The organism is Pseudomonas sp. BN414 (genome assembly GCF_029871275.1).
Lineage (GTDB): Bacteria > Pseudomonadota > Gammaproteobacteria > Pseudomonadales > Pseudomonadaceae > Metapseudomonas > Metapseudomonas resinovorans_C.
On record NZ_SSOL01000075.1, the window covers coordinates 261,268 to 282,348 of the forward strand.

At 61.5% G+C, this 21,081-nt stretch carries 21 protein-coding genes; 7 read left to right on the forward strand and 14 right to left on the reverse strand.

Annotation, left to right across the window (positions count from 1 at the left end; genetic code table 11):
- Nucleotides 1-22 precede the first annotated feature (22 nt).
- From E8E95_RS23705 to E8E95_RS23715, 3 genes are read left to right on the forward strand one after another with little or no spacing between them, the layout of a single operon-like run.
- Nucleotides 23-850 carry an SDR family NAD(P)-dependent oxidoreductase gene (locus E8E95_RS23705; protein WP_280354334.1) on the forward strand — a complete coding sequence of 276 codons (828 nt, stop codon included), beginning with the start codon at nucleotides 23-25 and terminating at the stop codon, nucleotides 848-850.
- A gap of 49 nt (nucleotides 851-899) precedes the next feature.
- Nucleotides 900-1,472, forward strand: coding sequence for a DUF2889 domain-containing protein (locus E8E95_RS23710; RefSeq protein WP_280354336.1), 573 nt, complete (start codon nucleotides 900-902; stop codon nucleotides 1,470-1,472).
- A 45-nt stretch (nucleotides 1,473-1,517) separates the two neighbouring features.
- Entirely contained in the window at nucleotides 1,518-2,924 is a 1,407-nt protein-coding gene (locus tag E8E95_RS23715; RefSeq protein ID WP_280354338.1) for a DUF1254 domain-containing protein, read from the forward strand.
- A 393-nt stretch (nucleotides 2,925-3,317) separates the two neighbouring features.
- Here E8E95_RS23715 and E8E95_RS23720 read toward each other — a convergent pair whose 3' ends face one another.
- From E8E95_RS23720 to E8E95_RS23750, 7 genes are all read right to left on the reverse strand, one after another.
- On the reverse strand, nucleotides 3,318-5,114 hold the full coding sequence (locus E8E95_RS23720) for an acyl-CoA dehydrogenase C-terminal domain-containing protein (protein WP_280354340.1): 1,797 nt from the start codon (nucleotides 5,112-5,114) through the stop codon (nucleotides 3,318-3,320).
- A 22-nt stretch (nucleotides 5,115-5,136) separates the two neighbouring features.
- Nucleotides 5,137-5,985: a 3-hydroxybutyryl-CoA dehydrogenase gene (locus E8E95_RS23725; protein WP_280354342.1), complete on the reverse strand. Its 849-nt coding sequence runs from the start codon at nucleotides 5,983-5,985 to the stop codon at nucleotides 5,137-5,139.
- Between the two features lie 208 nt (nucleotides 5,986-6,193).
- On the reverse strand, nucleotides 6,194-7,630 hold the full coding sequence (locus E8E95_RS23730) for a TolC family protein (protein WP_280354343.1): 1,437 nt from the start codon (nucleotides 7,628-7,630) through the stop codon (nucleotides 6,194-6,196).
- On the reverse strand, nucleotides 7,627-8,505 hold the full coding sequence (locus tag E8E95_RS23735; protein ID WP_280354345.1) for an efflux RND transporter periplasmic adaptor subunit: 879 nt from the start codon (nucleotides 8,503-8,505) through the stop codon (nucleotides 7,627-7,629). Before E8E95_RS23735 ends, E8E95_RS23730 begins: the two co-directional genes overlap by 4 nt.
- A complete protein-coding gene (locus E8E95_RS23740; RefSeq protein ID WP_077523383.1) occupies nucleotides 8,502-8,714 on the reverse strand; it encodes a DUF1656 domain-containing protein in 213 nt (70 codons plus the stop codon). Before E8E95_RS23740 ends, E8E95_RS23735 begins: the two co-directional genes overlap by 4 nt.
- Complete coding sequence (locus E8E95_RS23745; protein ID WP_280354347.1) at nucleotides 8,711-10,780, reverse strand: FUSC family protein; 2,070 nt, start codon at nucleotides 10,778-10,780, stop codon at nucleotides 8,711-8,713. The genes E8E95_RS23740 and E8E95_RS23745 overlap by 4 nt, the downstream gene beginning before the upstream one ends.
- Nucleotides 10,777-11,214 carry a MarR family transcriptional regulator gene (locus E8E95_RS23750; RefSeq protein ID WP_280354349.1) on the reverse strand — a complete coding sequence of 146 codons (438 nt, stop codon included), beginning with the start codon at nucleotides 11,212-11,214 and terminating at the stop codon, nucleotides 10,777-10,779. Before E8E95_RS23750 ends, E8E95_RS23745 begins: the two co-directional genes overlap by 4 nt.
- Before the next feature lie 200 nt (nucleotides 11,215-11,414).
- On the opposite strand from E8E95_RS23750, the gene E8E95_RS23755 reads away from it, so the two are divergent.
- The gene (locus E8E95_RS23755; RefSeq protein WP_280354350.1) at nucleotides 11,415-12,323 is read left to right on the forward strand and encodes a LysR family transcriptional regulator; all 909 of its coding nucleotides are present in this window, start codon (nucleotides 11,415-11,417) and stop codon (nucleotides 12,321-12,323) included.
- Nucleotides 12,324-12,396: 73 nt separating this feature from the next.
- On the opposite strand, the gene E8E95_RS23760 is transcribed toward E8E95_RS23755, so the two are convergent.
- Nucleotides 12,397-12,567: a hypothetical protein gene (locus tag E8E95_RS23760; protein WP_280354351.1), complete on the reverse strand. Its 171-nt coding sequence runs from the start codon at nucleotides 12,565-12,567 to the stop codon at nucleotides 12,397-12,399.
- Between the two features lie 302 nt (nucleotides 12,568-12,869).
- Between E8E95_RS23760 and E8E95_RS23765 the strand changes: the two genes are divergently transcribed.
- Together E8E95_RS23765 and E8E95_RS23770 are read left to right on the forward strand one after the other, a co-directional pair.
- Entirely contained in the window at nucleotides 12,870-13,079 is a 210-nt protein-coding gene (locus E8E95_RS23765) for a cold-shock protein (RefSeq protein ID WP_179062779.1), read from the forward strand.
- 167 nt (nucleotides 13,080-13,246) lie between these two features.
- Complete coding sequence (locus tag E8E95_RS23770; protein WP_077523371.1) at nucleotides 13,247-13,450, forward strand: hypothetical protein; 204 nt, start codon at nucleotides 13,247-13,249, stop codon at nucleotides 13,448-13,450.
- Between the two features lie 2 nt (nucleotides 13,451-13,452).
- Here E8E95_RS23770 and E8E95_RS23775 read toward each other — a convergent pair whose 3' ends face one another.
- The 4 genes from E8E95_RS23775 to E8E95_RS23790 form a co-directional block, all read right to left on the reverse strand.
- Nucleotides 13,453-14,118: a DUF882 domain-containing protein gene (locus tag E8E95_RS23775; RefSeq protein ID WP_280354353.1), complete on the reverse strand. Its 666-nt coding sequence runs from the start codon at nucleotides 14,116-14,118 to the stop codon at nucleotides 13,453-13,455.
- A 105-nt stretch (nucleotides 14,119-14,223) separates the two neighbouring features.
- Nucleotides 14,224-14,388, reverse strand: coding sequence for a hypothetical protein (locus E8E95_RS23780; protein ID WP_280354355.1), 165 nt, complete (start codon nucleotides 14,386-14,388; stop codon nucleotides 14,224-14,226).
- Nucleotides 14,389-14,460: 72 nt separating this feature from the next.
- Nucleotides 14,461-14,835 (reverse strand): helix-turn-helix transcriptional regulator, encoded by a 375-nt coding sequence (locus E8E95_RS23785; RefSeq protein WP_280354356.1) that lies wholly within the window; start codon nucleotides 14,833-14,835, stop codon nucleotides 14,461-14,463.
- A gap of 341 nt (nucleotides 14,836-15,176) precedes the next feature.
- A complete protein-coding gene (locus E8E95_RS23790; protein WP_280354358.1) occupies nucleotides 15,177-17,141 on the reverse strand; it encodes a methyl-accepting chemotaxis protein in 1,965 nt (654 codons plus the stop codon).
- 267 nt (nucleotides 17,142-17,408) lie between these two features.
- Between E8E95_RS23790 and E8E95_RS23795 the strand changes: the two genes are divergently transcribed.
- A complete protein-coding gene (locus tag E8E95_RS23795) occupies nucleotides 17,409-17,618 on the forward strand; it encodes a hypothetical protein (protein WP_280354360.1) in 210 nt (69 codons plus the stop codon).
- 578 nt (nucleotides 17,619-18,196) lie between these two features.
- Here the strand turns inward: E8E95_RS23795 and E8E95_RS23800 are convergent.
- Both E8E95_RS23800 and E8E95_RS23805 read right to left on the reverse strand, forming a co-directional pair.
- On the reverse strand, nucleotides 18,197-20,134 hold the full coding sequence (locus tag E8E95_RS23800; RefSeq protein WP_280354362.1) for a TniQ family protein: 1,938 nt from the start codon (nucleotides 20,132-20,134) through the stop codon (nucleotides 18,197-18,199).
- A gap of 4 nt (nucleotides 20,135-20,138) precedes the next feature.
- The gene (locus E8E95_RS23805; RefSeq protein ID WP_280354364.1) at nucleotides 20,139-21,074 is read right to left on the reverse strand and encodes a TniB family NTP-binding protein; all 936 of its coding nucleotides are present in this window, start codon (nucleotides 21,072-21,074) and stop codon (nucleotides 20,139-20,141) included.
- Between the last annotated feature and the right edge of the window lie 7 nt (nucleotides 21,075-21,081).

Here is a 21,081-nt window from a genome sequence, read left to right on the forward strand (position 1 = left end):
CCAGAAGAACAAGGAACTACCCATGAAAAAGCTCGAAGGCAAAGTCGCCCTGGTCACCGGTTCCGGCCGTGGTATCGGCCGCAGCGTCGCCCTGAAACTGGCCGCTGATGGCGCCCGCGTGGTGGTCAACGACCTGGACGCCGGCCCGGCTGAAGAAGTGGTCGCGGAAATCCGCGCCGCCGGTGGCGACGCCGTCGCCTGCGTCGGCAGCGTGACCGCCGTCGATTTCGCCGACCGCTTCGTCAAGACCGCGGTGGACAGCTACGGCGGCATCGACATCATCGTCAACAACGCCGGCTACACCTGGGACAACGTGATCCAGAAGATGAGCGACGAACAGTGGTACGCCATCATCGACTGCCACATCACCGCGCCGTTCCGCATCCTCCGCGCTGCCCAGCCGATCATCAGCGCCATGGCCAAGAAAGAGGCCGCCGAGGGCCGCGTGGTCAACCGCAAGGTGGTCAACATCGCCTCGACTTCGGCGGGCGGCAACCCGGGCCAGGTCAACTACTCCACGGCCAAGGCCGGCGTGCTGGGCATGACCAAGTGCCTGGCCAAGGAGTGGGGCCGCATGAAGGTCAACGTCAACGCCGTTGCCTTCGGCCATATCGAGACCCGCCAGACCCAGCCGGTGGAAGGCGACCCGAACTACATCAACATCGAAGGTCGCGAGATCAAGGTGGGCATCAGCCCGGCCATCGTCGAGCAGTCGAAGACCATGATCCCGCTGGGCCGTCCGGGCAATACCGAGGAGGCGGCAGGCGCGGTCTATCTGTTCTGCATCCCGGAGTCCGACTACGTCTCCGGCCAGGTCCTGGTCTGTGGTGGCGGCATCGGCAACGTCTGATGCGACTGACGGGGCGCGTGAGCGCCCCTTCTTTCAAGGAGACCGTTGCATGGAAGAAAACACTGTCAGCCGTCGTCTGCTGCACACCCGCCAGGTGACCTGCACCGGTTATGAACGCGACGACGGGCTGTTCGAGATCGAGGGACGGCTGCTGGATACCAAGGGGGTCGACACCGAGTTCCCCTATGGGGTCATTCCCGCCAACGGCGTGCTGCACCAGATGCTGATCCGCATGACCCTCGACCGCAAGCTGGTGATCCAGCACATCGAAGCCATTTCCGAACAGGCACCCACGCCCGTGTGCAGCCATATCAACCAGGCCTACGCCGCGTTGGTGGGAATCAGCATCGGCCCCGGGTTCAAGAAGCGCGTGGCCGAACGGGTTGGTGGCATGAAGGGTTGCACGCACCTCACTGAGCTGCTCGGTCCCATGGCCACGACCGCTATCCAGACCCTGGCTCCGGTGGTGCAGAAGCGCCTGCGCGAGCGCGCCGCCCGCGACCCCGATTTCGAGATGCCCACCCACTGGGCCATCGGCACGTGCCACGCCTACCGCCCGGAAGGCGATGCCGCACTCCGTGTTCGTGAATGGCGGCCGACCGATCGCCGGACCAAGACCTGAACGGGCGGGCGCATGCGCCCTTGCCTTCGCTACAAGGAGTTTTCCGTGAACAAGAACAGTCTCCGGCGCACCCTCGTGGTCGCGCTCCTCGGATTCCTCGGCCATGCCCCCGTATCCAGCGCAGACACCCTGACGCCGGTCGAGGCGCGCGCCATCGCCAAGGACGCCTACATCTACGGCTTCCCGCTGGTGGACAACTACCGCGTGCAGTACACCTACTTCCAGGACCAGCAGCACCCGGAGTTCAAGGCGCCCTGGAATACCCTGCACAACACGGCGCGTATCTACACCCCGGACGACAAGGCCTATCCGACGCCCAATGCCGACACGCCATACTCCCAGCTTGGCGCGGACCTGCGCGGTGAACCGCTGGTACTGACAATGCCGGCGGTGGAGAAGGGCCGCTATTACTCGGCGCAGTTCGTCGATGCCTATACCCATAACTTTGGTTACGTCGGCAGCCGTACCACCGGCAATGGCGGCGGCACCTTCCTCCTCGCCGGGCCGGACTGGCAGGGCACGGTCCCACCGGGGATCGACCGTGTATTCCGCTCCGAAACCCGCTTCGCCTTCGTGTTCTATCGCACCCAACTGCAAGGCCCGGACGACCTGGAAAAGGTGAAGAAGGTGCAGGCCGGCTACAAGGTACAGCGTCTGTCCGCGTTCCTCGGCCAGCCGGCGCCGGCCCCATTGCCTGCCGTGGACTTCCGCGTGCCGCTCAGTGCCGAAGCGGAGCGGAGAAGCCTCGAGTTCTTCAACCAGCTGAACTTCGTTCTCGGTTACTGCCCGATCCATCCTTCCGAACGTGCCCTGATGGAGCGCTTCGCAAGGCTGGGAATCGGCCCAGGCCTGACCTTCGACGAGCAGGCCTTGCCGGACGATATCCGCGCGGCCATTACTGCGGGCATCGCCGACGCCTGGCGCGAGTTCGAGGCGCTCGGCCAGAAGGTCGCGCGGGGCGAGATTTCCACGACGCGTTTCCTCGGCAGCCGCGAGTTCCTCAATAACAACTACCTCTACCGGATGCGTGCGACGGTCACCGGCCTCTATGGCAACGACAAGGAGGAAACCATTTATCCGCCGTTCTACCTCGACGCCGACGGACAGAAGCTGGATGCCTCGCGCCATCGTTACACCCTGCGCTTCGGCCCCGGCCAGCTGCCGCCGGTGAATGCCTTCTGGTCGCTGACCCTATACGACGCCTCGCGCCTGCTGGTAGCCAACCCGCTGCATCGTTACCTGATCAACTCGCCGATGCTGCCGCAGCTCAAACGCGATGCCGATGGCGGCCTGACCCTGTACATCCAGCACCAGTCGCCGGGCAAGGCCCATGAAGCGAACTGGCTGCCCGCGCCGGACGGCCCGTTCTATATCGCCGGCCGCCTGTACTGGCCGAAGCCCGAGGCCCTCGATGGCCGTTGGCAGGCACCGAAACTCCAGCGCATCGACTGATCGCCGGAACACGCCGCGCGCGAAAATCCTCGACGGCCGCGGGCCTCTCCCTGATGGGGAGAGGCCATTTTTTTGTGGGTGCGACGGGTGGGCCAGGCTTTTGTAGGAGCGAGCTTGCTCGCGAAGGGCTGCACGTTGGGCTTCGCGGAGCTCAGCCGCAACCTACGAAACCGTGTTCTGCCTATGACAGCGAGCTTTGTGTAGGAGCGAGCTTGCTCGCGAAAGTTTGTGCTCGGAATGTTCGCGAGCAGAGCTCGCTCCTACGGGGGCGGGGGGGAACTGGGTGCGGGGGCTCAGATAAAAAAGGCCGTCACAAGGACGGCCAAAGCTCCGTACCGGCGGTCGACACTCGCCGGCCCCTTCCTCCGCCCGCCAGAGGCGGGCGGTGGAAACTCAGAACAACATGTCGTCCATTTCCAAGACCGCGTCGCCGCCCTGGATCACGATCCGCGACAGCCCTTCGGCACGTGGCAGCAGGTGCTCGGCGTAGAAGCGCGCGGTCTGCAGCTTGCCGCGATAGAAATCCTGCTCGACGGTTCCCGCCTTGAGCTGCTCATGGGCGACCAGCGCAGAGCGGGCCATCTGCCAGCCACCGGCCACGGTGCCGAACAGCTCAAGGAAAGGCACTGCGCCAGCCAGGACACGGGGTGCCTGACCCTTGAAGTTCTCGACGATGAACTCGACCGCCGCGTTCAGCGCTACCACGGAGGTGGCGAGAGCGCTGGCGATGTCCTGCAGCTGAGGATCATCGGCCCAGACAAGACGCTCCATGACGTAGCGCATACGCTTGGTCACCAGCCCGATGGCCTTGCCGCCATCGCGGGCGATCTTGCGGCCGACGAGATCGGACGCCTGGATGCCGGTGGTGCCTTCGTAGATGGTGGTGATGCGCGCGTCCCGCAGATGCTGGGCAGCGCCGGTTTCCTCGATGAAGCCCATGCCGCCATGGATCTGCACGCCCAGGGAGGCGATATCCACCGCGTTCTCGGTGCCGCAGCCCTTGACCACGGGGATCATCAGGTCGACAAAGGCTTGCCATTCCTCGCGGCGTGCGAGGTCGGGGTGGCGTTCGGCGCAGTCCATTGCGGCGGCGACTTCGCAGGCGATGGCGCGCATCGCCTCGGTGCGGGCTTTCATCGACAGCAGCATGCGGCGAATGTCCGGATGGCGAATGATCGCCACCTTTTCGCGACTCTTCGCGCCGGCCTCGGTGCCTTGAACGCGCTCACGGGCGTAGGCGAGTGCACGCTGGTAGGCACGCTCGGACAGGCCGATGCCTTCGATACCGACGGAGAAGCGCGCGGCGTTCATCATGATGAACATGTATTCCAGCCCGCGATTCTCTTCGCCCACCAGCCAGCCCAGGGCACCTTCGTTGTCACCGAAGGCAAGTACGGCGGTGGGGCTGCCGTGGATGCCCAGCTTGTGTTCGATGGAGGCACAGCGCACGTCGTTGCGTGCACCCAGGCTGCCATCGGGGTTCACCAGGAACTTCGGCACGACGAACAGCGAAATGCCTTTCACACCCTCCGGCGCGCCCGGAACGCGGGCCAGCACCAGGTGCACGATGTTGTCGGTCAGGTCGTGCTCGCCATAGGTGATGAAGATCTTCTGGCCGAACACGCGGTAGGTGCCGTCGCCCTGGGGCTCTGCACGGCTGCGTACGGCGGCGAGGTCTGAACCGGCCTGGGGTTCGGTCAGGTTCATGGTGCCGGTCCACTCGCCGCTGATCATCTTCGGCAGGTAGGTTTCCTTCAGGTAGGAAGACCCACAGAGCTCGATGGCTTCGATGGCGCCGCGGGTGAGCATGGGGCACAGGCCGAAGGAAACGTTGGCGCCATTCCACATTTCTTCCACCAGCGCGGAAATCAGTCGCGGTAGGCCTTGGCCGCCGAATTCCGGGTGGCAGGAGAGGGCGTTCCAACCGCTTTCGACGAACTGCCCGTAGGCCGCGTGCCAGCCTTTTGCGGTGGTCACTTCGCCTTCGTGCCAGCGCGCGCCCTCACGATCGCCGATGACGTTCAGGGGCGAAAGCACGCCCTGGGCGAACTTGCCGGCCTCACCGAGGATGGCATCGACGAGATCGGTACCCAGCTCTTCGCAGCCAGGCAGTTCACTCACTTGTTCCAGGTATCCCAGTTCGTTCAGGACGAACTGCATATCGCGCAGGGGGGCGCTGTATTCACTCATGGCTGAGACCTCGAGGGGCGTGTCAGTAGCTGTGGAAGCCGCGGCCGCTCTTGCGACCGAGGTGGCCGGCGGCGACCAGGTCCTTGAGCAGGTGGGCAGGGCGGTACTTGGGATCGCCGAAGCCTTCGTGCAGGACCTGCATGATGGCGAGCAGGGTGTCGAGGCCGATCATGTCGGCCAGGGCCAGCGGTCCGATGGGGTGGTTGCAACCCAACTGCATGCCGGTGTCGATGTCGCGGGCACTGGCCAGGCCTTCCTGGAGCACGAAGACGGCCTCGTTGATCATCGGAATCAGAATGCGGTTGACGACGAATCCGGGGGCGTTGTCGACGTTGATGGCGGTCTTGCCGACCGCCTTCGCGAAGGCTTCCACCGCGGCGTGGGTCTGGCTGGAGGTCTGCAATCCACGAATCAGCTCCAGCAGTTGCATGGCTGGCACGGGATTGAAGAAGTGCACGCCGATGAACCGCTCGGGGCGTTCCAGCACGGCGGCCAGCTGGGTAATGGAAATGGACGAGGTGTTGGTGGCGATCACCGCATGGGCTGAAACCACCGCTTCGATCTGGCGCAGGATGCGCAGCTTGAGTTCGAGGTTCTCGGTGGCGGCTTCGATCACCAGGTCGGCGTCGGCCAGGCTGGCGTAGTCCGTGGTGGCCTGCACTCGCGCCAATGTCGCTTCGCGCTCGCCTTCGCAGATCCTCGCTTTGCGGACCTGGCGCTGCAGGCCTTCGTCCATGGCCGTCATACCACGGGCCAGGGCAGATTCGGTGACATCGATCAGGGTGACGTGCAGGCCAGCAGAGGCGCAGACCTGGGCAATGCCGCTGCCCATGGTGCCGGCACCTATCACGCCGATTCTGTTGAGGCTCATGGAGAACTCCGAGGTTGGCGAAATCAATCGCGCAGAGTTCAACAGAAGGTCGGCAAGAATGGCCCACCCCGGAGGGGTAGGTGGGGCCGGGTAGCTGTGGGTTTGGTGAGGGAGAGGGTAGCGTTACGTTGCCGCAGTGGCCCTGTTTAGCGGAGATCTTCGCGAGCAGAGCTCGCTCCTACAGATGAAGCGCGGGTCACCCTCCTCTTCAGGGGGAGGGGTTGGCCGTAGCCTGCTGCCAGCCACCGCCCAGGGCCATGAACAGGCCGATCTGCGCCTGGACCACCTGGCTCTGGCTGGCGGCCAGTTGCTCGGCGACTTGTGCCTGGGTGCGCTGGGCATCCAGTTCGGCCAGGAAGGACTCGCGGCCGGCCTGGTAGAACGCGTGGGTCTGTTCAGCGCTCAGCTGCGCCGAACGGGCGGTTTCATCCAGTGCCGCATGCTGCTGAAGGGCGGCGGTGTACTGGGCGAGGGCTGTCTGGGTTTCCCGCAGGGCATTGAGCACCACACCGTCGAAATGCGCGAGGGACGCCTGGGTGGCGGCTTCGGCCTGTTGCACCCGCGCACGGGCGCCCGTGGTGGGAATGTTCCAGTGGATGAGCGGACCGAAGCCCCAGTGCTGGGTAGAAGGGTCGCCCATGTCGTCAAGGATGCCGATCAGGCCCGTCGAGGCACCGATGCTGATGTCGGGGTACAGCTCACCGGTGGCCACGCCTATGCGAGCGGTGGCGGCAGCGAGCTGGCGCTCGGCCTGGCGAATGTCCGGCCGGCGTTTGAGCAGTTCGGCGCCATTGCCCACCGGCAGCGGCTGGGTGAGTTCGGGCAGATGACGGCATTCGGTGACGCCTGGTGGCAACGCCGATGCCGGCTGGGCGGTGAGCATGGCCAGTTGGTAGATGCCGGCCTGCTGGGCGGCGGTGTAGCGCGGCAGGGCGGCGCGCAGTGATTTGAACTGGGTGGCCGAGCGTGTCACTTCGGTTTCGTTGCCGCGCCCGGCGGCGTGCAGTTGCTCGGTGAGTTCCAGGCTCTGGCGCTGCAGGTCCAGGGAGCGCTGGGCGACCTCGCGTTCTTCATTGGCCGAGCAGACCTGCGCATAGGCACTCACCACCCGCGCCACCACGTTGATGCGTACCAGGTCGGCGGCGGCCTGCGTCGCGTCGGCATCGGCGCGGGAGGCCTCGACGCCGCGCTGGAGCTTGCCGAACAGGTCGAACTGATAGGACAGGCTGGCATTGAGGTTGGCGAAGTTCACCACGGGCACTTTTTCCATCAGCAGGAACTGCTGGCCGGCGACCTGGGTGCGTTGCAGGTCGGCGCTGAGGGATTCCTCGAAGCCGCCGCGATCTTCCGCTTCCGTTACCTGGGCGGCGGCGCGGCCGAGGTTGGCAGCGGCCACGCGCAGGTCGGTGTTGGCAGCCAGCGCCTGTTCCACCAGGCGTTCGAGCTCCGCTGCGTGGTACAGGCGCCACCAGTCGGCGGGCACCGGCGCGGAGATAACCGGTGCGTCGCTTGTGGCGAGTTCTCCCTGGGCGTCGGCCCGGTTGATCGCGGCGTCTTCGGGCAGTGCGTAGTCAGGACCGACCACCTGGCAGGCGGAGAGGCTCAGGGCCAGGCTGGTGCTGGCGGCGAGCAGGCGCAATCTCATGGCTGCACCGGCGCTTCGAGGATGGACACGGTGGCGGTTCGCCCGGCCACCATGCGGAAGTCGTCCGGTACCTCATCGAACAGGATGCGCACCGGAACCCGCTGGGCCAGGCGCACCCAGCTGAAGGCCGGGTTGACGTTGGGCAGCAGGTTGGCGCCGCTGGTGCGGTCGCGGTCCTCGATGGCGGCGGCGATGCTGTGCACGCGGCCGGTCAGGCGGCGCCCGTCTCCCATCACGCGGATGTCCACGGCCTGGCCGACCTGGATCTGCCCGAACTTGGTTTCTTCGAAGTAGCCGTCCAGGTGGAAGGAGTCCTTGTCCACCACCGACAGCACGTTGTGCCCGGCGCTGACGAATTCACCCGTGCGCGGCGCCCGGTCATTCAGGTAGCCGTCCACCGGGCTGGTGATGACGGTGCGGGCGAGGTTGAGCTTCGCCCCTTCCACCGTGGCTTCGGCTTCGGACAGCGCGGCGCTGGCACGCAGCACCGAAGAATCGCTGGCCTCGACGATTTCCTGGGCGACGAGCCGGCCCAGGGCGCGGTTACGTGCCTGCTCGCGGCGCGCCTGGGCGAGGGTTTCGCGGCGGTCGTCGCGCATGGCCTGCGCCTGCTGAAGGGCGACCTTGAAACGCTCCTGGTCGATGACGAACAGCACCTGGCCCTTGCTGACCGGTTGGTTGTCATGGACCTCCACATTGTCGATCAGGCCCGAGACATCGGGCGCCACCTGGACCACGTCCACACGGATGTGGCCATCGCGGGTCCAGGGTGCGAACAGGTAATAGCTGACCATCTGCCAGATCAGTACGGCGGCGACGGCAACGGCGAGCAGGGTGACCAGCAGGCGAGCGGAGGAGAGTGCGAGTCGTTTCATGATTGCATCAGGATTCGGCTGAAATGTTCGAGGGTGCCCAGCAGGGCGGCGTACAGCGCGATGTTGAACAGCGCGCGGTGCCAGACCAGGCGATAGACATGCAGGGCATTGAGCAGCTTCTGCAGCGGCAGGTAGACCAGGTAGGCCAGGAGCATCAGCACCAGGGCAGTGGGCAGGAAGACTCCGAAGATATTGATGTCGCCGATCACAGCGCTGCTCCGTCCAGGCCCGCGGGGATGGGTTGTTCCGTGCCTTGCACCGGCGGCGCGGCAAGTGCCGGACGCAAGGCGGTTTCCAGCCCGGCCAGGGCGTGCAGGACGGCCAGCGCGGCCTCTTCGTGCTGCGGCGCGGCAGCGGCCACGGCCTGGCGGGCGTGTTCGATCAGGTTCAGCAGCGACGGCGCCACGTCACTGGCGACGGCGCTGCGCAGGTTGCGCCGGAAGTGCCGGCCGACGCCGCGCACCACCAATTGCAGCGGTCGTTGCAGGTCTTCAGGCAGCCGGCTCTGGTGGGCCTTGATGTCCAACAGGTTGTAGGCGATGCGCAGTTCACGTTCGGCGCCGCTGCTGTCCTGGCCGCTCAGGTTCAGGCGCGGCAGGTGCTGGGCGAAGCGGTCGAGCAGGCGTCCGGCGAGTCGGCGCTGGGCCACCAGGGTGTCGGCGCGGCTCATGTCGGCGAGGTCCTGCCAGCTGGAACGGGTCATGCGCCGGGCCAGCAACTCGGCGCCGAACGGGCGGAACACCAGGGTCCAGAGGAAGGCGAACAGCAGGCCGATGGGGCCGGCCAGGTTGCTGTTGAGGAAAACCTGGACGTTGGCTTCGTAAGCGCCCTGGATGCTGATGAAGGTGGCCGTGTTCACCGCGATCAGGAGTGTCGGCAGGTAGAAACGGGGTTGCACGGTCAGCGTGCCGACGCAGATGAAGGGGCCGGCGAAGGCCAGCACCAGCAGCGGGAAGTCGTGGACGTTGGGCAGCACGAGGAAGAGGTAGAGGCTGGCCAGCACCACGCTGAAGCTGGTCCAGACGAAGAAGCGCCTGATCTGCACCGCCGGTTCATCGAGGGTGGCGAAGAAGCAGCACGCCACGGCGGCCAGGACCACGGCGCTGGCGCCATCGGTCCATTGCAGCCAGATCCATAGCTGCGTGGCGACGAAGATGCCGAGGATGATGTAGGCGACGGAGTACAGCATCAGGCCGCGGTCGAAGAAACGCGCGCCACTGCCCAGGTGCCAATGGCGGTAGACCGATGTCCACGGAGCATGGTCGTTCTTGTCCAGGCGCTGGTGCAGGTCGCGGCAGTCCTGCCAGAGGTCGAGCCACTGCCGCAGGCGATAGAGGCTGCTGCTGAGCAGCGACTGGCCGGCATCACCCAGGGTGCGGATATCCGGCTGCAAGGCATCCAGCTCCAGGCGGAGCCGCGTGCGTGTCTCGTCATCCGCCTCGCCCTGCAACCAGTCGAGGCAGGCATGCAGGCTCGGGGCAAGCCGCGCGGCCAGGTGCGGTGCCTTCTCCCGCAGGGCGAGCAGGCTGTCGTGTAGGGTATCCACCGCCGGCAGCAGCAAGGCCATGCGTTCGCGAAGCTCACGGGCATCGCGCACGACACGCGGGTGCGCTCCTTCATGCGGCAACTGGCCGATCATCAATTCCAGGCCGTTGAAGGTGGTGATCATGCTGGCGCGCAGCTGTACCAGTCGTTGCAGGTCACGCGGGTGCTGCAACTGCAGGGCGCAGTAGTCGCGGGCGTCGCCGAACCAGCGCTTGGCGTTGCCGGCCAGCACCGGGGCCAGCCGGCTGGGCCAGAACAGGCTGCCGACCACGCTGGCGCAGATGATGCCCAGGAGAATCTCGAGAAAACGCGAGTAGGCGAGGTCGAAGACCGCCTGGGGGTTGTCCACCACCGGCAGGGCGATCATCGGCATGGTGTAGCCGGCCAGCATCAGCGCGTAGTTGTCGGCGGTGCGCACATGCATCGACAGGAACAGCATGCCGCCCGTCCAGAACGCCACTACCAGGCTCAGCAACAGCGGTTGCTGGGACAGCAGTGGCACGATGAATACGGCAGCACTGGCGCCGAGCAGGGTGCCGAGCGCGCGGTACAGGGCTTTGGAGCTGGTGGGCCCGACGAAGGGGTTGGCGACGATGTACACCGTCGCCATGGCCCAGTAGGGGCGGGGCAGCTGCATGTACAGGGCGATGTACAACGCCAGCATGGAAGCGGCGAAGACCTTGATCGAGTAGAACCAGTCGCGGGCGGGGGGCAGGTTGAGCACGATCAATGGGCCTGGCTGAACTGGTCGAAGGCGTCGAATACGCGCAGGGCGGCTTGCAGGTCCTCAGTCGACAGATGCGCCAGGGCCTGGTGGCGCAGGAGGATCAGCTCGTTCTCCAGCTTCTCGCTGAGCTCGCGTCCGGCGCGGGTGACACTGAGCGTCTTCGCGCGGCGGTCGCTGGCATCTTCCTGGCGTTCGATCAGGCCGGCGCTGCACAGCTGATCGAGCAGGCGCACCAGGGAAGGCCCCTCGATGCCGATGGCCTGGGCCAATTGCACCTGGCGCACGCCACCGCCCAGCCGGCCGATCATCAGCAAGGGCCCGCAACAGGCTTCGCTGATTCCGAATTTCGACAGGTTGATCTGGCAGATACGCCGCCAATTGCGCCCGCTGATGACCAGGCGGCTGCTGACTTGCAGATGAAGGGCTTCGACAGACATATACAAAGAATGCTAGCTATCTATTAGGATGCTATCTAATCATTCGGCTGGATGCGCTTCAAGGGCGAAATCGCGCAACAGTGTGTTTCGCTTCAGATGCTTGCGCGAGCTTCCACGCTGCGCCATCAAAGCGCCGGCCGGACGCTCTGCCACGGGAGTTTCCCCGGCGGGGCAACTGCGAACGACGAGAGGAGCGGGGTATGAATCGCAACGAATTGCGCAAGGCCGACATCAACCTGATGGTGGTGTTCGAGACGCTGATGCAGGAGCGCAATGTCACCAAGGCCGCGGAAAAGCTGTTTCTCGTCCAGCCCACCATCAGTGCGGCCCTGAATCGCCTGCGGGCGCTGTTCAACGACCCGCTGTTCGTCCGCGTCGGTCACCGCATGGAGCCCACCGCCCGCGCCGAGATGATCTCCCGGCACCTGTCGCCGGCGCTGGATGCCCTGTCCGTAGCCCTCAGCCTGACCCACGAGTTCGATCCGGCCACCAGCAACATGACCTTCCGTATCGGGTTGTCGGACGATGTCGAATTCGCACTGCTGCCGCCGGTGCTACGGGCATTGCGCAATGAAGCGCCGAACATCGTGATCGTGGTCCAGCACGCCAACTACTGGCGAATTCCAGAGCTGCTGGCCAATGGCGAGATCACCGTTGGTATCACCCAGACCCGCGACCTGCCGGCCAACGCCCGCTGCAAGCGCCTGCGCCGCGTCTCCCCGAAGGTGCTGCGCGCGGACCTGGACGGCGCTCCCCTGACCCTGGACGAGTATTGCGCCCGGCCGCACGTCCAGGTGTCCCACACCGCCAGTACCCACGGGTTGGCGGATGACTGGTTGCAGGCGGTTGGTCGCACGCGCCGGGTGGTGCTGTCGGTTCCGCAGTTCAGCGCCTTGCCGGCCTTGCTGGCAGACACCGACCTGCTGGTCAGCCTGCCCGACTACATCGCCGAGGCCATGGCCGCGTCCGGCCAGCTGCGTTACGAGGCGCTGCCTTTCGAAACCCCTGAACTGGACCTGGACATGGTCTGGCTCAGCATGCTCGACAGCGATCCGGCGGAAAGCTGGCTGCGCCAGCGCCTGCAGGCGTTGATGGGGGAGGGCGATTGATGGCTGTCCCGGGAGCAGGCAGCGGCCGTTGCGAGCGCCCCTGACGAAAAAAGCGAGCCTTTGGCTCGCTTTCTCATTCTTCCGGCTTCTTCGCCTGTCCTTTTGTCCACTGTGACTTCTGGCGGCCGGTATTCCATCCGGTCTGGCCGGTCGGGATCTCTGTGATTTCCCCGCCCTTCGACAGAAAGGCCCTGGTCTGTTCGTCCAGCTCGGATCTGGCGCGGTTTGTTGGGTTGTCAGACATGAGGGCACCTTTGATTTGAGAGCCCTCGGAAGCGAGGCTCGACCCTGACTATACAGGCTCGCCATCGGGTCAACCCATTAAATCGGCCAGCCGGCCAAACGGGTCGAGAATGGCCATGTCCAGAAATTACTTTTCAATCCTGACGAACCCTGTATTCTTCGCCCACTGCCTGCTCAGTCTTGCGGCACCGTTTTGATGTTCTGTCCTTTCGATGTTCCATCTCCTCGGCACCCTTCACTACGCATACAGTCACCGGCCAGGTTTTTGCCTGCCACGTATTCCTACACCTTGGAGACAGCATCATGTCCACCCGCCAAAACGGTACCGTCAAGTGGTTCAACTCTGAAAAAGGCTTCGGCTTCATCACCCCCGAACAAGGTCCGGACGTGTTCGTACACTTCCGCCAGATCGAAGGCGACGGCTACAAGTCCCTGGACGAAGGCCAGCGCGTAAGCTTCATCGTCACTGCCGGTGCCAAAGGCCCGCAGGCTGAGCAGGTTCGCGCTCTGTAAGAGCCGCTCAGAAAAAAGCCCCGCCTCATGCGGGGCTTTTTTTTGCCTGGGCGGTGACCCTTGGTCCGGCATTCGGTCTGCCATCACCGTTGGGCGTGCCGCCTGGCGATAGCTCAGCCTCGGCGCTATAGTCCGCGGCTTTTCGATTTCCCACCTGGTGCGGTGCTATGGACGACGATCTCGACCTCCACGAACCCGAACACGATCATCTGCTCGACAACGACGATGATCTGGATGACGAGTGCTTCGACGACGAAGACGCCGATCCGCTCGACGTCGTGGATGGAGAGTGCGATTACTGCGGCGAACTGACCGAGCGCACCGATCGGCGGGGCCAATTCGTTTGCGCCGACTGCGCTGACTTCGACTGAAATCAGACGAAATGCTCGCCTTGGTCCAGCACGGCCAGGGCCCATTCTTCCTGCCCCGGCTCCACCAGGGCGGCAGCGCGCCAGGTCCTGACGCGGCCGACGTCCACGTGGATGAACCCCTTGGATGGATAGAAGCCCACGCCACCGGCACCGATGGCGCGAACCAGCTTGCCCAGCCGTTCGACGCTGACGCCGGGGATGCGGATGTCGGCGGCCATGCCACGGATGTGCAGCGACTGCCGGGCGGCGCCTTCCAGGGTGGCATTGTGCTGCGGGGTGCGGTAGCCGCTGTTCACCAGGATGCGGGTGGGGAGCTTGTTGATGCGCAGCCAGGCCTGGATGAGGAATAGCAGGTCGAGCAATTTGACGTTGATCTTCACCGTGCTCTTGTACTTCACGTCCCGCAGGATGCGGCAGCCCTGGCGATAGCCTTTCAGGTCCCAGCCCTTGCCCTTGCGGAAATAACAGAAGGTGGCGACTTCCCCTGAGGCCGGGCGTTCCAGGCGCAGGTGGCGATCACGATTGAGCAGGCGTGCATGAAGGTTGCGTGGGCGCAGCGTCGTCTCGATCCGGGCGGCCAGGACGTCGCCCGTGACCAGGGCCGCGCCGAAGGCGGCGAAAGCCTTGAGTACCTGGCGTCTGGAGATTCCGGGAGAGGAGGCAGCCATGGGCAACCGCTCGCTGGGAGATCGGGGGTGATCGACTATACACCCGGTCGCGAAAACTGCAGAAGATCTCAGAAAAAGCCCCGCGATCGCGGGGCTTATCGTGACTTATCGGTGACCTTTCCTGTGGCCGTCCCGGTCTCGGTCATCGTCGTCCCGGTGGTCGTCCCAGCCACCTCGGCGGTCGTCGTCATCGTAATGATGGATGATGCAGCCGCTGTTGCTGGCGAGCACCATAGCCAGCAAGGCGACCTTCACGACTTTGGCGAGCATGCGCGTTACCTCTCGGCCGCGGGGATCGGATTCCCCATGTCCTTGAGACAGGTAGCCGGCGAAAAGGATCGATCAATCGGCCGGCTTTTCCAGGCGCCGGGCGATCTGTTCCAGCAGTACCAGATCCTGTTCGACCAGGCGGCCTTCGCTGGCAGCGCGGCTGAGACGATCGAGCACCTGGCGGGAGCGGGGGCTCAGTGTTTGTTCCGGGCCATAACGGCCCTCTTTGGATTCGGCGATCTGCATAACGGGATTGAGCAGGTCGTTGAGCGTGACCTCCAACGCCTTGGCGATGCGCTTGAGGTCTTCGAACGAGGGCTCGCGGGTATCCCGCTCGTAGTTACCGATACGGGATTGTGATTCCCAGCCGCACTCGTTGGCCAGGGCCTGCTGAGAGAGTCCTTTCAGCTTTCTGTAGTGCGCAATGCGCGATCCAAGCGTGTTCATGCCGCGAATCTTAATGACGGAATGAAGCGTACTTGGCTCACTTATCGTGTTTGCATAGTGCGCGAAACGTGATTATGGTAATCCGCAACCAATGGATTGCCAAGGGCGCTCAAGGATAATGAGGAAAACCCGCAAGGACGGGGCCAGTCCGCCACCCGCGATACCACCGCCCGATAGCTCACGCTGCACAGGGTGTGATGGGTTTCGTGCCGCAGGTCGTGATGCGGCGTGGCGGGGTTGGCTGAAGATGTGGTTCTGGGCCACCGGGCCGCCTTCCTGACGGCGCCAGGCTGTCTCTGGTTTGCCCCCTGTCCGCGCGAGCGGGCAGGGGGCTTTTGCATTCAGGCCAGACGGAAGCGGTTGACCTCGGTCTGCAGTTCACCGCCGAGGCGGGCGAGGTCGATGCTGGCGGCCGAAGTTTCCTCGGTAGCCGCCGCGGACTGCTCGGCCACATCACGGATGCTGGTGACGCTGCGGTTGATCTCTTCGGCCACGGCGCTCTGCTGCTCGGCGGCGGTGGCGATCTGCTGGTTGAGCTGCTGGATGTTGGAGACCGAGTTGTTGATGGCCTCCAGCGCGGTTCCGGCCTCCTTGGCAGCGTCCACCGTATTCCCCGCCTGGGTGCGGCTGTGGCCCATCATGTCCACCGCGCCCTGGGCGCCGTCCTGCAAGGTGCTGACCAGTTGCTCGATCTGCGTGGTGGATTCCTGGGTTCGGCGGGCGAGGGCGCGTACTTCGTCGGCGACGACGGCGAAACCACGACCGGCATCCCCGGCTCGCGCGGCTTCGATGGCGGCATTGAGGGCAAGCAGGTTGGTCTGCTCGGCGATGCTCTTGATCACGTCGAGCACGGTGCCGATGTTGGTGCTGTCGTGCTTGAGCCGTTCGATGGCCCCGGCGGATTGCTCGATGGCCTGGGCGAGGTGTTCGATGCGCTCGATGGCCTGCTGGACGACCGCGGTACCGTGCTGCGCCTGGCGATCGGCATGGCTGGCGGAGTCGGCGGCGGATTCGGCGTTGCGGGCGACGTCCTGGACGGTGGCGACCATCTGGTTCATGGCGGTGGCCACCTGCTCGGTTTCCATCTTCTGCTGGGTCACGCCGGCGCTGGTCTGCTCGGTGACGGCGGACATCTCCTCTGCGGCCGTGGCCAACTGCTCGATTCCGCTGCCAATACGCTTGAGCAGGCCGCGCAGGCTCTCGGTCATGTCCTGCATGGCCTGCATCAATTGTCCGAGCTCGTCCTTGCGATCGCTGCGGATGTCCGAGGTCAGGTCGCCGGCGGCCACCTTGCGGGCCTGTTGTACGGCCTGGCGAAGGGGAACCACGATCAACTGGGCGATAACCAGGGCGGACAGCAATCCGACCACGAAACCGATGGCGGCTGCCGTGGCCAGGATGGTCTTGGCCTGGTGTGCATCGGCTTCCAGCAACTGCATCTGAATGTTGAGCGCGTCGGTGGAGGAGCCGGAAATGCCCGTGGCGCGTGTGGTCAGTGCGGACTCGGAGTCGGCGTGGAGCTGGATGCTCTGGCGCAGGTTGGCGAATTCGCTGCGATAGCGTGCGATCTGCTTGCGCGCCGAATCCAGGTCCTCGCGGGCGGAGGGTTCGCTGATGCGTGCGGCCAGTTCGTTGGCCCGGCTGTCGAGGGCGTCGAACACGGCGTTGAGCTTGTCGGCGTACTGGCCGTCGCGGCGCATGACGAAGTCTTTCTCGTGCCGCCGTGCGGTGAGCACGTCCTTGGCCATGCCAGACGCATGGGTCGCGCTTTCCAGGGCACGAATGCCGTCTTCATCGCCGCTTTGACGGATTTGCTGGAGGGCTTCCTGGGTCAGGTGCTGCTCCAGTTCGTCGAACTGCTTGAGCGCCTCGCGAGCGGCTTGCTCCATGTTCTGCTGGGCGCTGCGTTTGTTCTTCTCCATTTCCGCCAGTCCCGTCAGGTTCTGCTGGTACTGGCCGAGATCGGTCTGGATCTGTTTCATCAGGTCGATGGTCTTGGGAATGGTCATCACCTTGAGGGTGTTGTCGGCGATGCCCTGGATCTCCCCGATGATCTGCAGCGCGTTGTCGATGGCCTGTTCATCACTGCGGATGATGAAGTCCTTTTCGTGCTGGCGGACCTGATAGAGCTTGGTGTCGATGTCATTGACCCGCAGCAGGATGTCGAAGCGGTGTAGCGCACCTTCCAGTGCACGCCAGCTGGTCCAGGCCACGAGCAGAGTGATCGCGAGTACCAGGCCGAATCCGGTGAGCAGCTTCTGGCGGACGCTGAGGTCGTTGAAGAAGCGTTTGATCGAGCTGTTCATGGCAGACGCCTCGTATCGAGTGGGCGAAGGGGAGGCAGGGGGCGAGCGAAGGTAATGCAGGCGGGGGAGAGCATCGCTTGACATCCTGTCAGGGGGCGCCATCCACGGCTAATGGCTATGAGCCACTAAATCTAGACGCCCCGTTTCGGTGCTGTCCAGTTCGCCAGGACAATTGCTCTTGTGGATAGCCACTATTGAAGCAACTGATTTCTATAGGCCGAGCCCCTCCCATAGGCTTTACCCATGCAAAGCGATGGAGGTGAGGCCATGTCCCACGTTGATGTCATGTCCCTGGTCGGGACTGCCGTTCCCGAAGCCCTCAGGACCGCTGGCCATATGGCTTGCTGGGTCGTGGTAGTGGATGGGGTGATGCGTTCCGGTCCCTTCACGTCCCGTGATGCGGCCGGCGCCAATCAGGCGATCTGGCAGCTGGAACTGGCCCGTCGCGAAGGCACTCCCTATCGACTGGCGGCCTGAGCCCCCGTTTCACGCAACCCCTTTTCGGCACCATGCTCCCCTTGGCCCGCCTTCATGGCGGGCATTTTCTTGAATATTCACTTAGTTTCGAAATGAAAAGCCCTTAGCGCTGGGGTTGGCTGAGTCACGAGTCAACCCGCGTTTTCACTAAGAATAGAATTATGTGGCTGTCGTTTCGGTAACTATTGGAAGCGTTAGAGAACACGAGCTATCGAGCGGCCGGTGGCTCGGAGTAGTTTGTTCCGTCCTTCGTTGACCGGGTCAAGATGGGGATTATAGAGGCTAGGATTGACATGCATTTGCGGTAAGCAATCGTCCTTTTACTACATTATCCAACGTGAGGTGTAAAACGAGGATGCCCTCGGTAGTGGTCATGGCCCAGGAAAACGGCGCATTTATTGGTAGATTTTGGATCAGACTGAGAACGAAAGTGAGCGAGTTGCGATTCGGTAGGATTCGGAAATTTTTGCGGAGCTATTGTCTTGGATTAGTCAAAACTCTTTGTAGTAATTGGGGTTCTCCCCAAGATTTAATTCTGCACGAGAATCTGTGCAGATCTCACATTAAAGTTTAAGTTTTCATCCTCTCTGTTCTAATAGTTTTATAAGGCTTTCCTTGGAAAATAATTCTATGTTTTCTATATGGTGTTGGTTGGAGTGACGTAGGAAACACAGTTCGCCTTTCCTTATGAGTGATTTTATAATTGCTACGCTGCATCCTAATTCTTTGTGCGCGGCGTGGATTGTGATGTAGCTTGAGAAGTGAACTTTTGCAAGGGCTACGCTGTGTTTGTTTATAAGCTTGGTTTGTGCAAGCTTTAGTGTGGGGATGAAATCTGTTATTACGAATCTTTGGACTAGCATGGAAGAGGAGCAGCCGATGAAGTTAGCTGCTTCTGGAATGGTAAGGTGCTCATCTCGCCATTTGATCGCCTCAACGAGGAGGGTGTTCGGATACTTGCTATGGCTCAATGAGTTTTTACGGTTATCAGTTTGTGCTCGGGTAAGAAGATTGGAGTCCAATAAGTATTTGGTGTCAGCTAGTTTTAGGTCGAGGCGTCGTGCAGCTTTACGAAGCGAGGTTGATTCATTTGCGGGCAAGATTGGTACGGGGGCAATATTTTTACCCAAGACGCTGAGTAGACTCTCAAGTTCAGTCGTTCGATTGTAGACTCCGAAGCGAAGGCTTCTGATAGCTATTGGTTTCAAATCTAAGCGCTGCATTATAGCTTTTGTAAAGAAGGGCGAAAATTTTAAACGGCTGTAGATTTCCGGATAGAGTATGAAGTCTCTCCTAAAGTCATAGATGGATGATTCTGTGATGAGAAATGGAGATGCCCTATTTAGTCGAATAGACTTGATTAACTTGACTTTGCAGAGCGCTGATACAGATACTGTAGAGATATTTAGCTGTGCCGCGACTTGCGCTAGATTGAGCAGCTTGAAGGTGTCGTCAGGCTGAGCAATGTGTGTGTGGTCTTCCCATTCAATATGCGGAAGATTAATCAGTTCATGGCAAAGGTCCTTGCATTGAGAGAGGCGTTGTCGGAAGGGGGCGTTGTTTGCTCGACAGATCTTCCCGGACTTCCTAAGAATTTCGGGGGGGCGATAGGAATTGAATAGATAGGTTAGTTCTTCGGTTGTGAGTGCAAGGTTTGAGCAATGACAGTTTTGAGTCGACAGTTCAGGCTTTTGTTGGCACGTATTGTAATAGTATTCAAAGGCAAAGCTTCTCAATAGTTTAGAGTGAGTACTCATCCAGGAGGCCAGTAACGCTCGTCGATGAAGGCATGGATACTCAGCTTGGTTGCGTGCTATGACCATGAAGAAGGTTTTTTTGAGTCCCTCTGCAATTTCAATACAATCTTCCATTTTTCGTATGTCGGCGTTGGGTGTGTCAAAGTAATGTGTAGCGTTTAGGCACGCTAAAAGGTCTTTAAAGTAGCCGTTGTTAGCGGAGTTCAAGTGGTCCGCAACTATTCTACTATGAGGGCTGTCATCGAATTCATCCGGACTGAGTTTTAAATCAAAACCGCAAGGGCAGAAGAAATTGCTATCTAGCATCGTCCAGTGAAGAGGTCGGTGACAATTTGGGCATTTTTCGATGTAGCGTTGGTTGTGAGTGGGGCACGTGATTGACCAGATGAAGCAATGCGTTCTATCCAAGTATCCAGTTCTCGCACAGGAAGGACATAGCGCAATGTTTCGTCTGAGAATGGCTATTGGCTGATCCGTCTCGAGAATGCGTACGCGTCGAGCGAGGTTTTGATAAGTCACTGTAAAAAAACAGTCGGATATATTTTTTAGTTCCTTCGGTGAGTAGAGTTTTTGTGCAAGCAACGATTGCTGGCTTTTTGAGTCCTTGAGGAGTTCCGGTCTGAATTGTATAGACCGAATAGATAAGACCCGGTGGTATAGAGCAATGCTTTTAAAGCCGTTATTCCAGGCAAAGCGCAATACCAGGCTGAATGGACTTTCATTCTTGTGGGGGAGGGGCACATAGCGCTGCTGTTTCATGGCTTCACCGGTAAATGAGGTGTCGCAATTGGCTCGGCGTCATGCTGAATGGGTTCTTTTTTGTGAGCCGTAGCCTTGTGATCAGACTATCGGCTGCGAGCAGGAGGTCGTCTTTTGAAAGGCTTTTGTCATCTCGCTCAAGCGCCAGTCGGAGGGCTTCTTTGAGTAGCGTGTGTAGAGCGTCAATATTGCCGCCACTATATGAAAACAAAGCAAGAAGAATATTTTCATCGGTCAAAGATATGGGGTGTGTAAAGCCCATGTTGTCTTCTATTTCGGTCGAAAACGCACCAGCAAGGTGAACAAAGTCGTCCAGGCCAGATTGAGATTGAAGAGAGAAGTCGGAGAGGTAGGCCCGATAGGGATATCGCCGAGGGAGTTGATCGTGCTGATCTACAACGAGTTCTGAGTTTGGTATGCCGGAAAGTAGTACTGCACCATGGAAATGGTCTTCGCTAAATACTTTTACCCAGTCACAAACGGACTGCCGGGTGCGCTCTGCGCCACGTTCAATTAAGTGCTGCCATTCGTCAAGTATTACAAGTTCCGTTCTTAGTATGCGGAGAAGTGCGCATAGACGATGTTCCAGAACGTCCTGGTTCTTTTCAAATCGATCCTCGCCCAATTTTCTCAGCATGGCGCACGTAAGCTTCTTAATAGTTGCATCTTCCGGGACCTTACAATAAAGAACCGGGACGGTCTTAATGATTCCAGAATTTTCCCTGATAATTTTGGGTTTTTCCATTTGGTCTATCAGTGTTTGGCATACTCTAGTTTTACCTGTGCCGGACTTCCCAAGCAGCATGGGCGATACGGATTCCCCGCAAATTCGGGTCATGGCCAGTGACTTGTTAATGGTATCGATTGCCACTTGGAATTCAGGATGGATTACCGTAAAGGCATTGAAGGCTCGCATTTTGATTTCATTTTCGGGGGTCATGTTGATT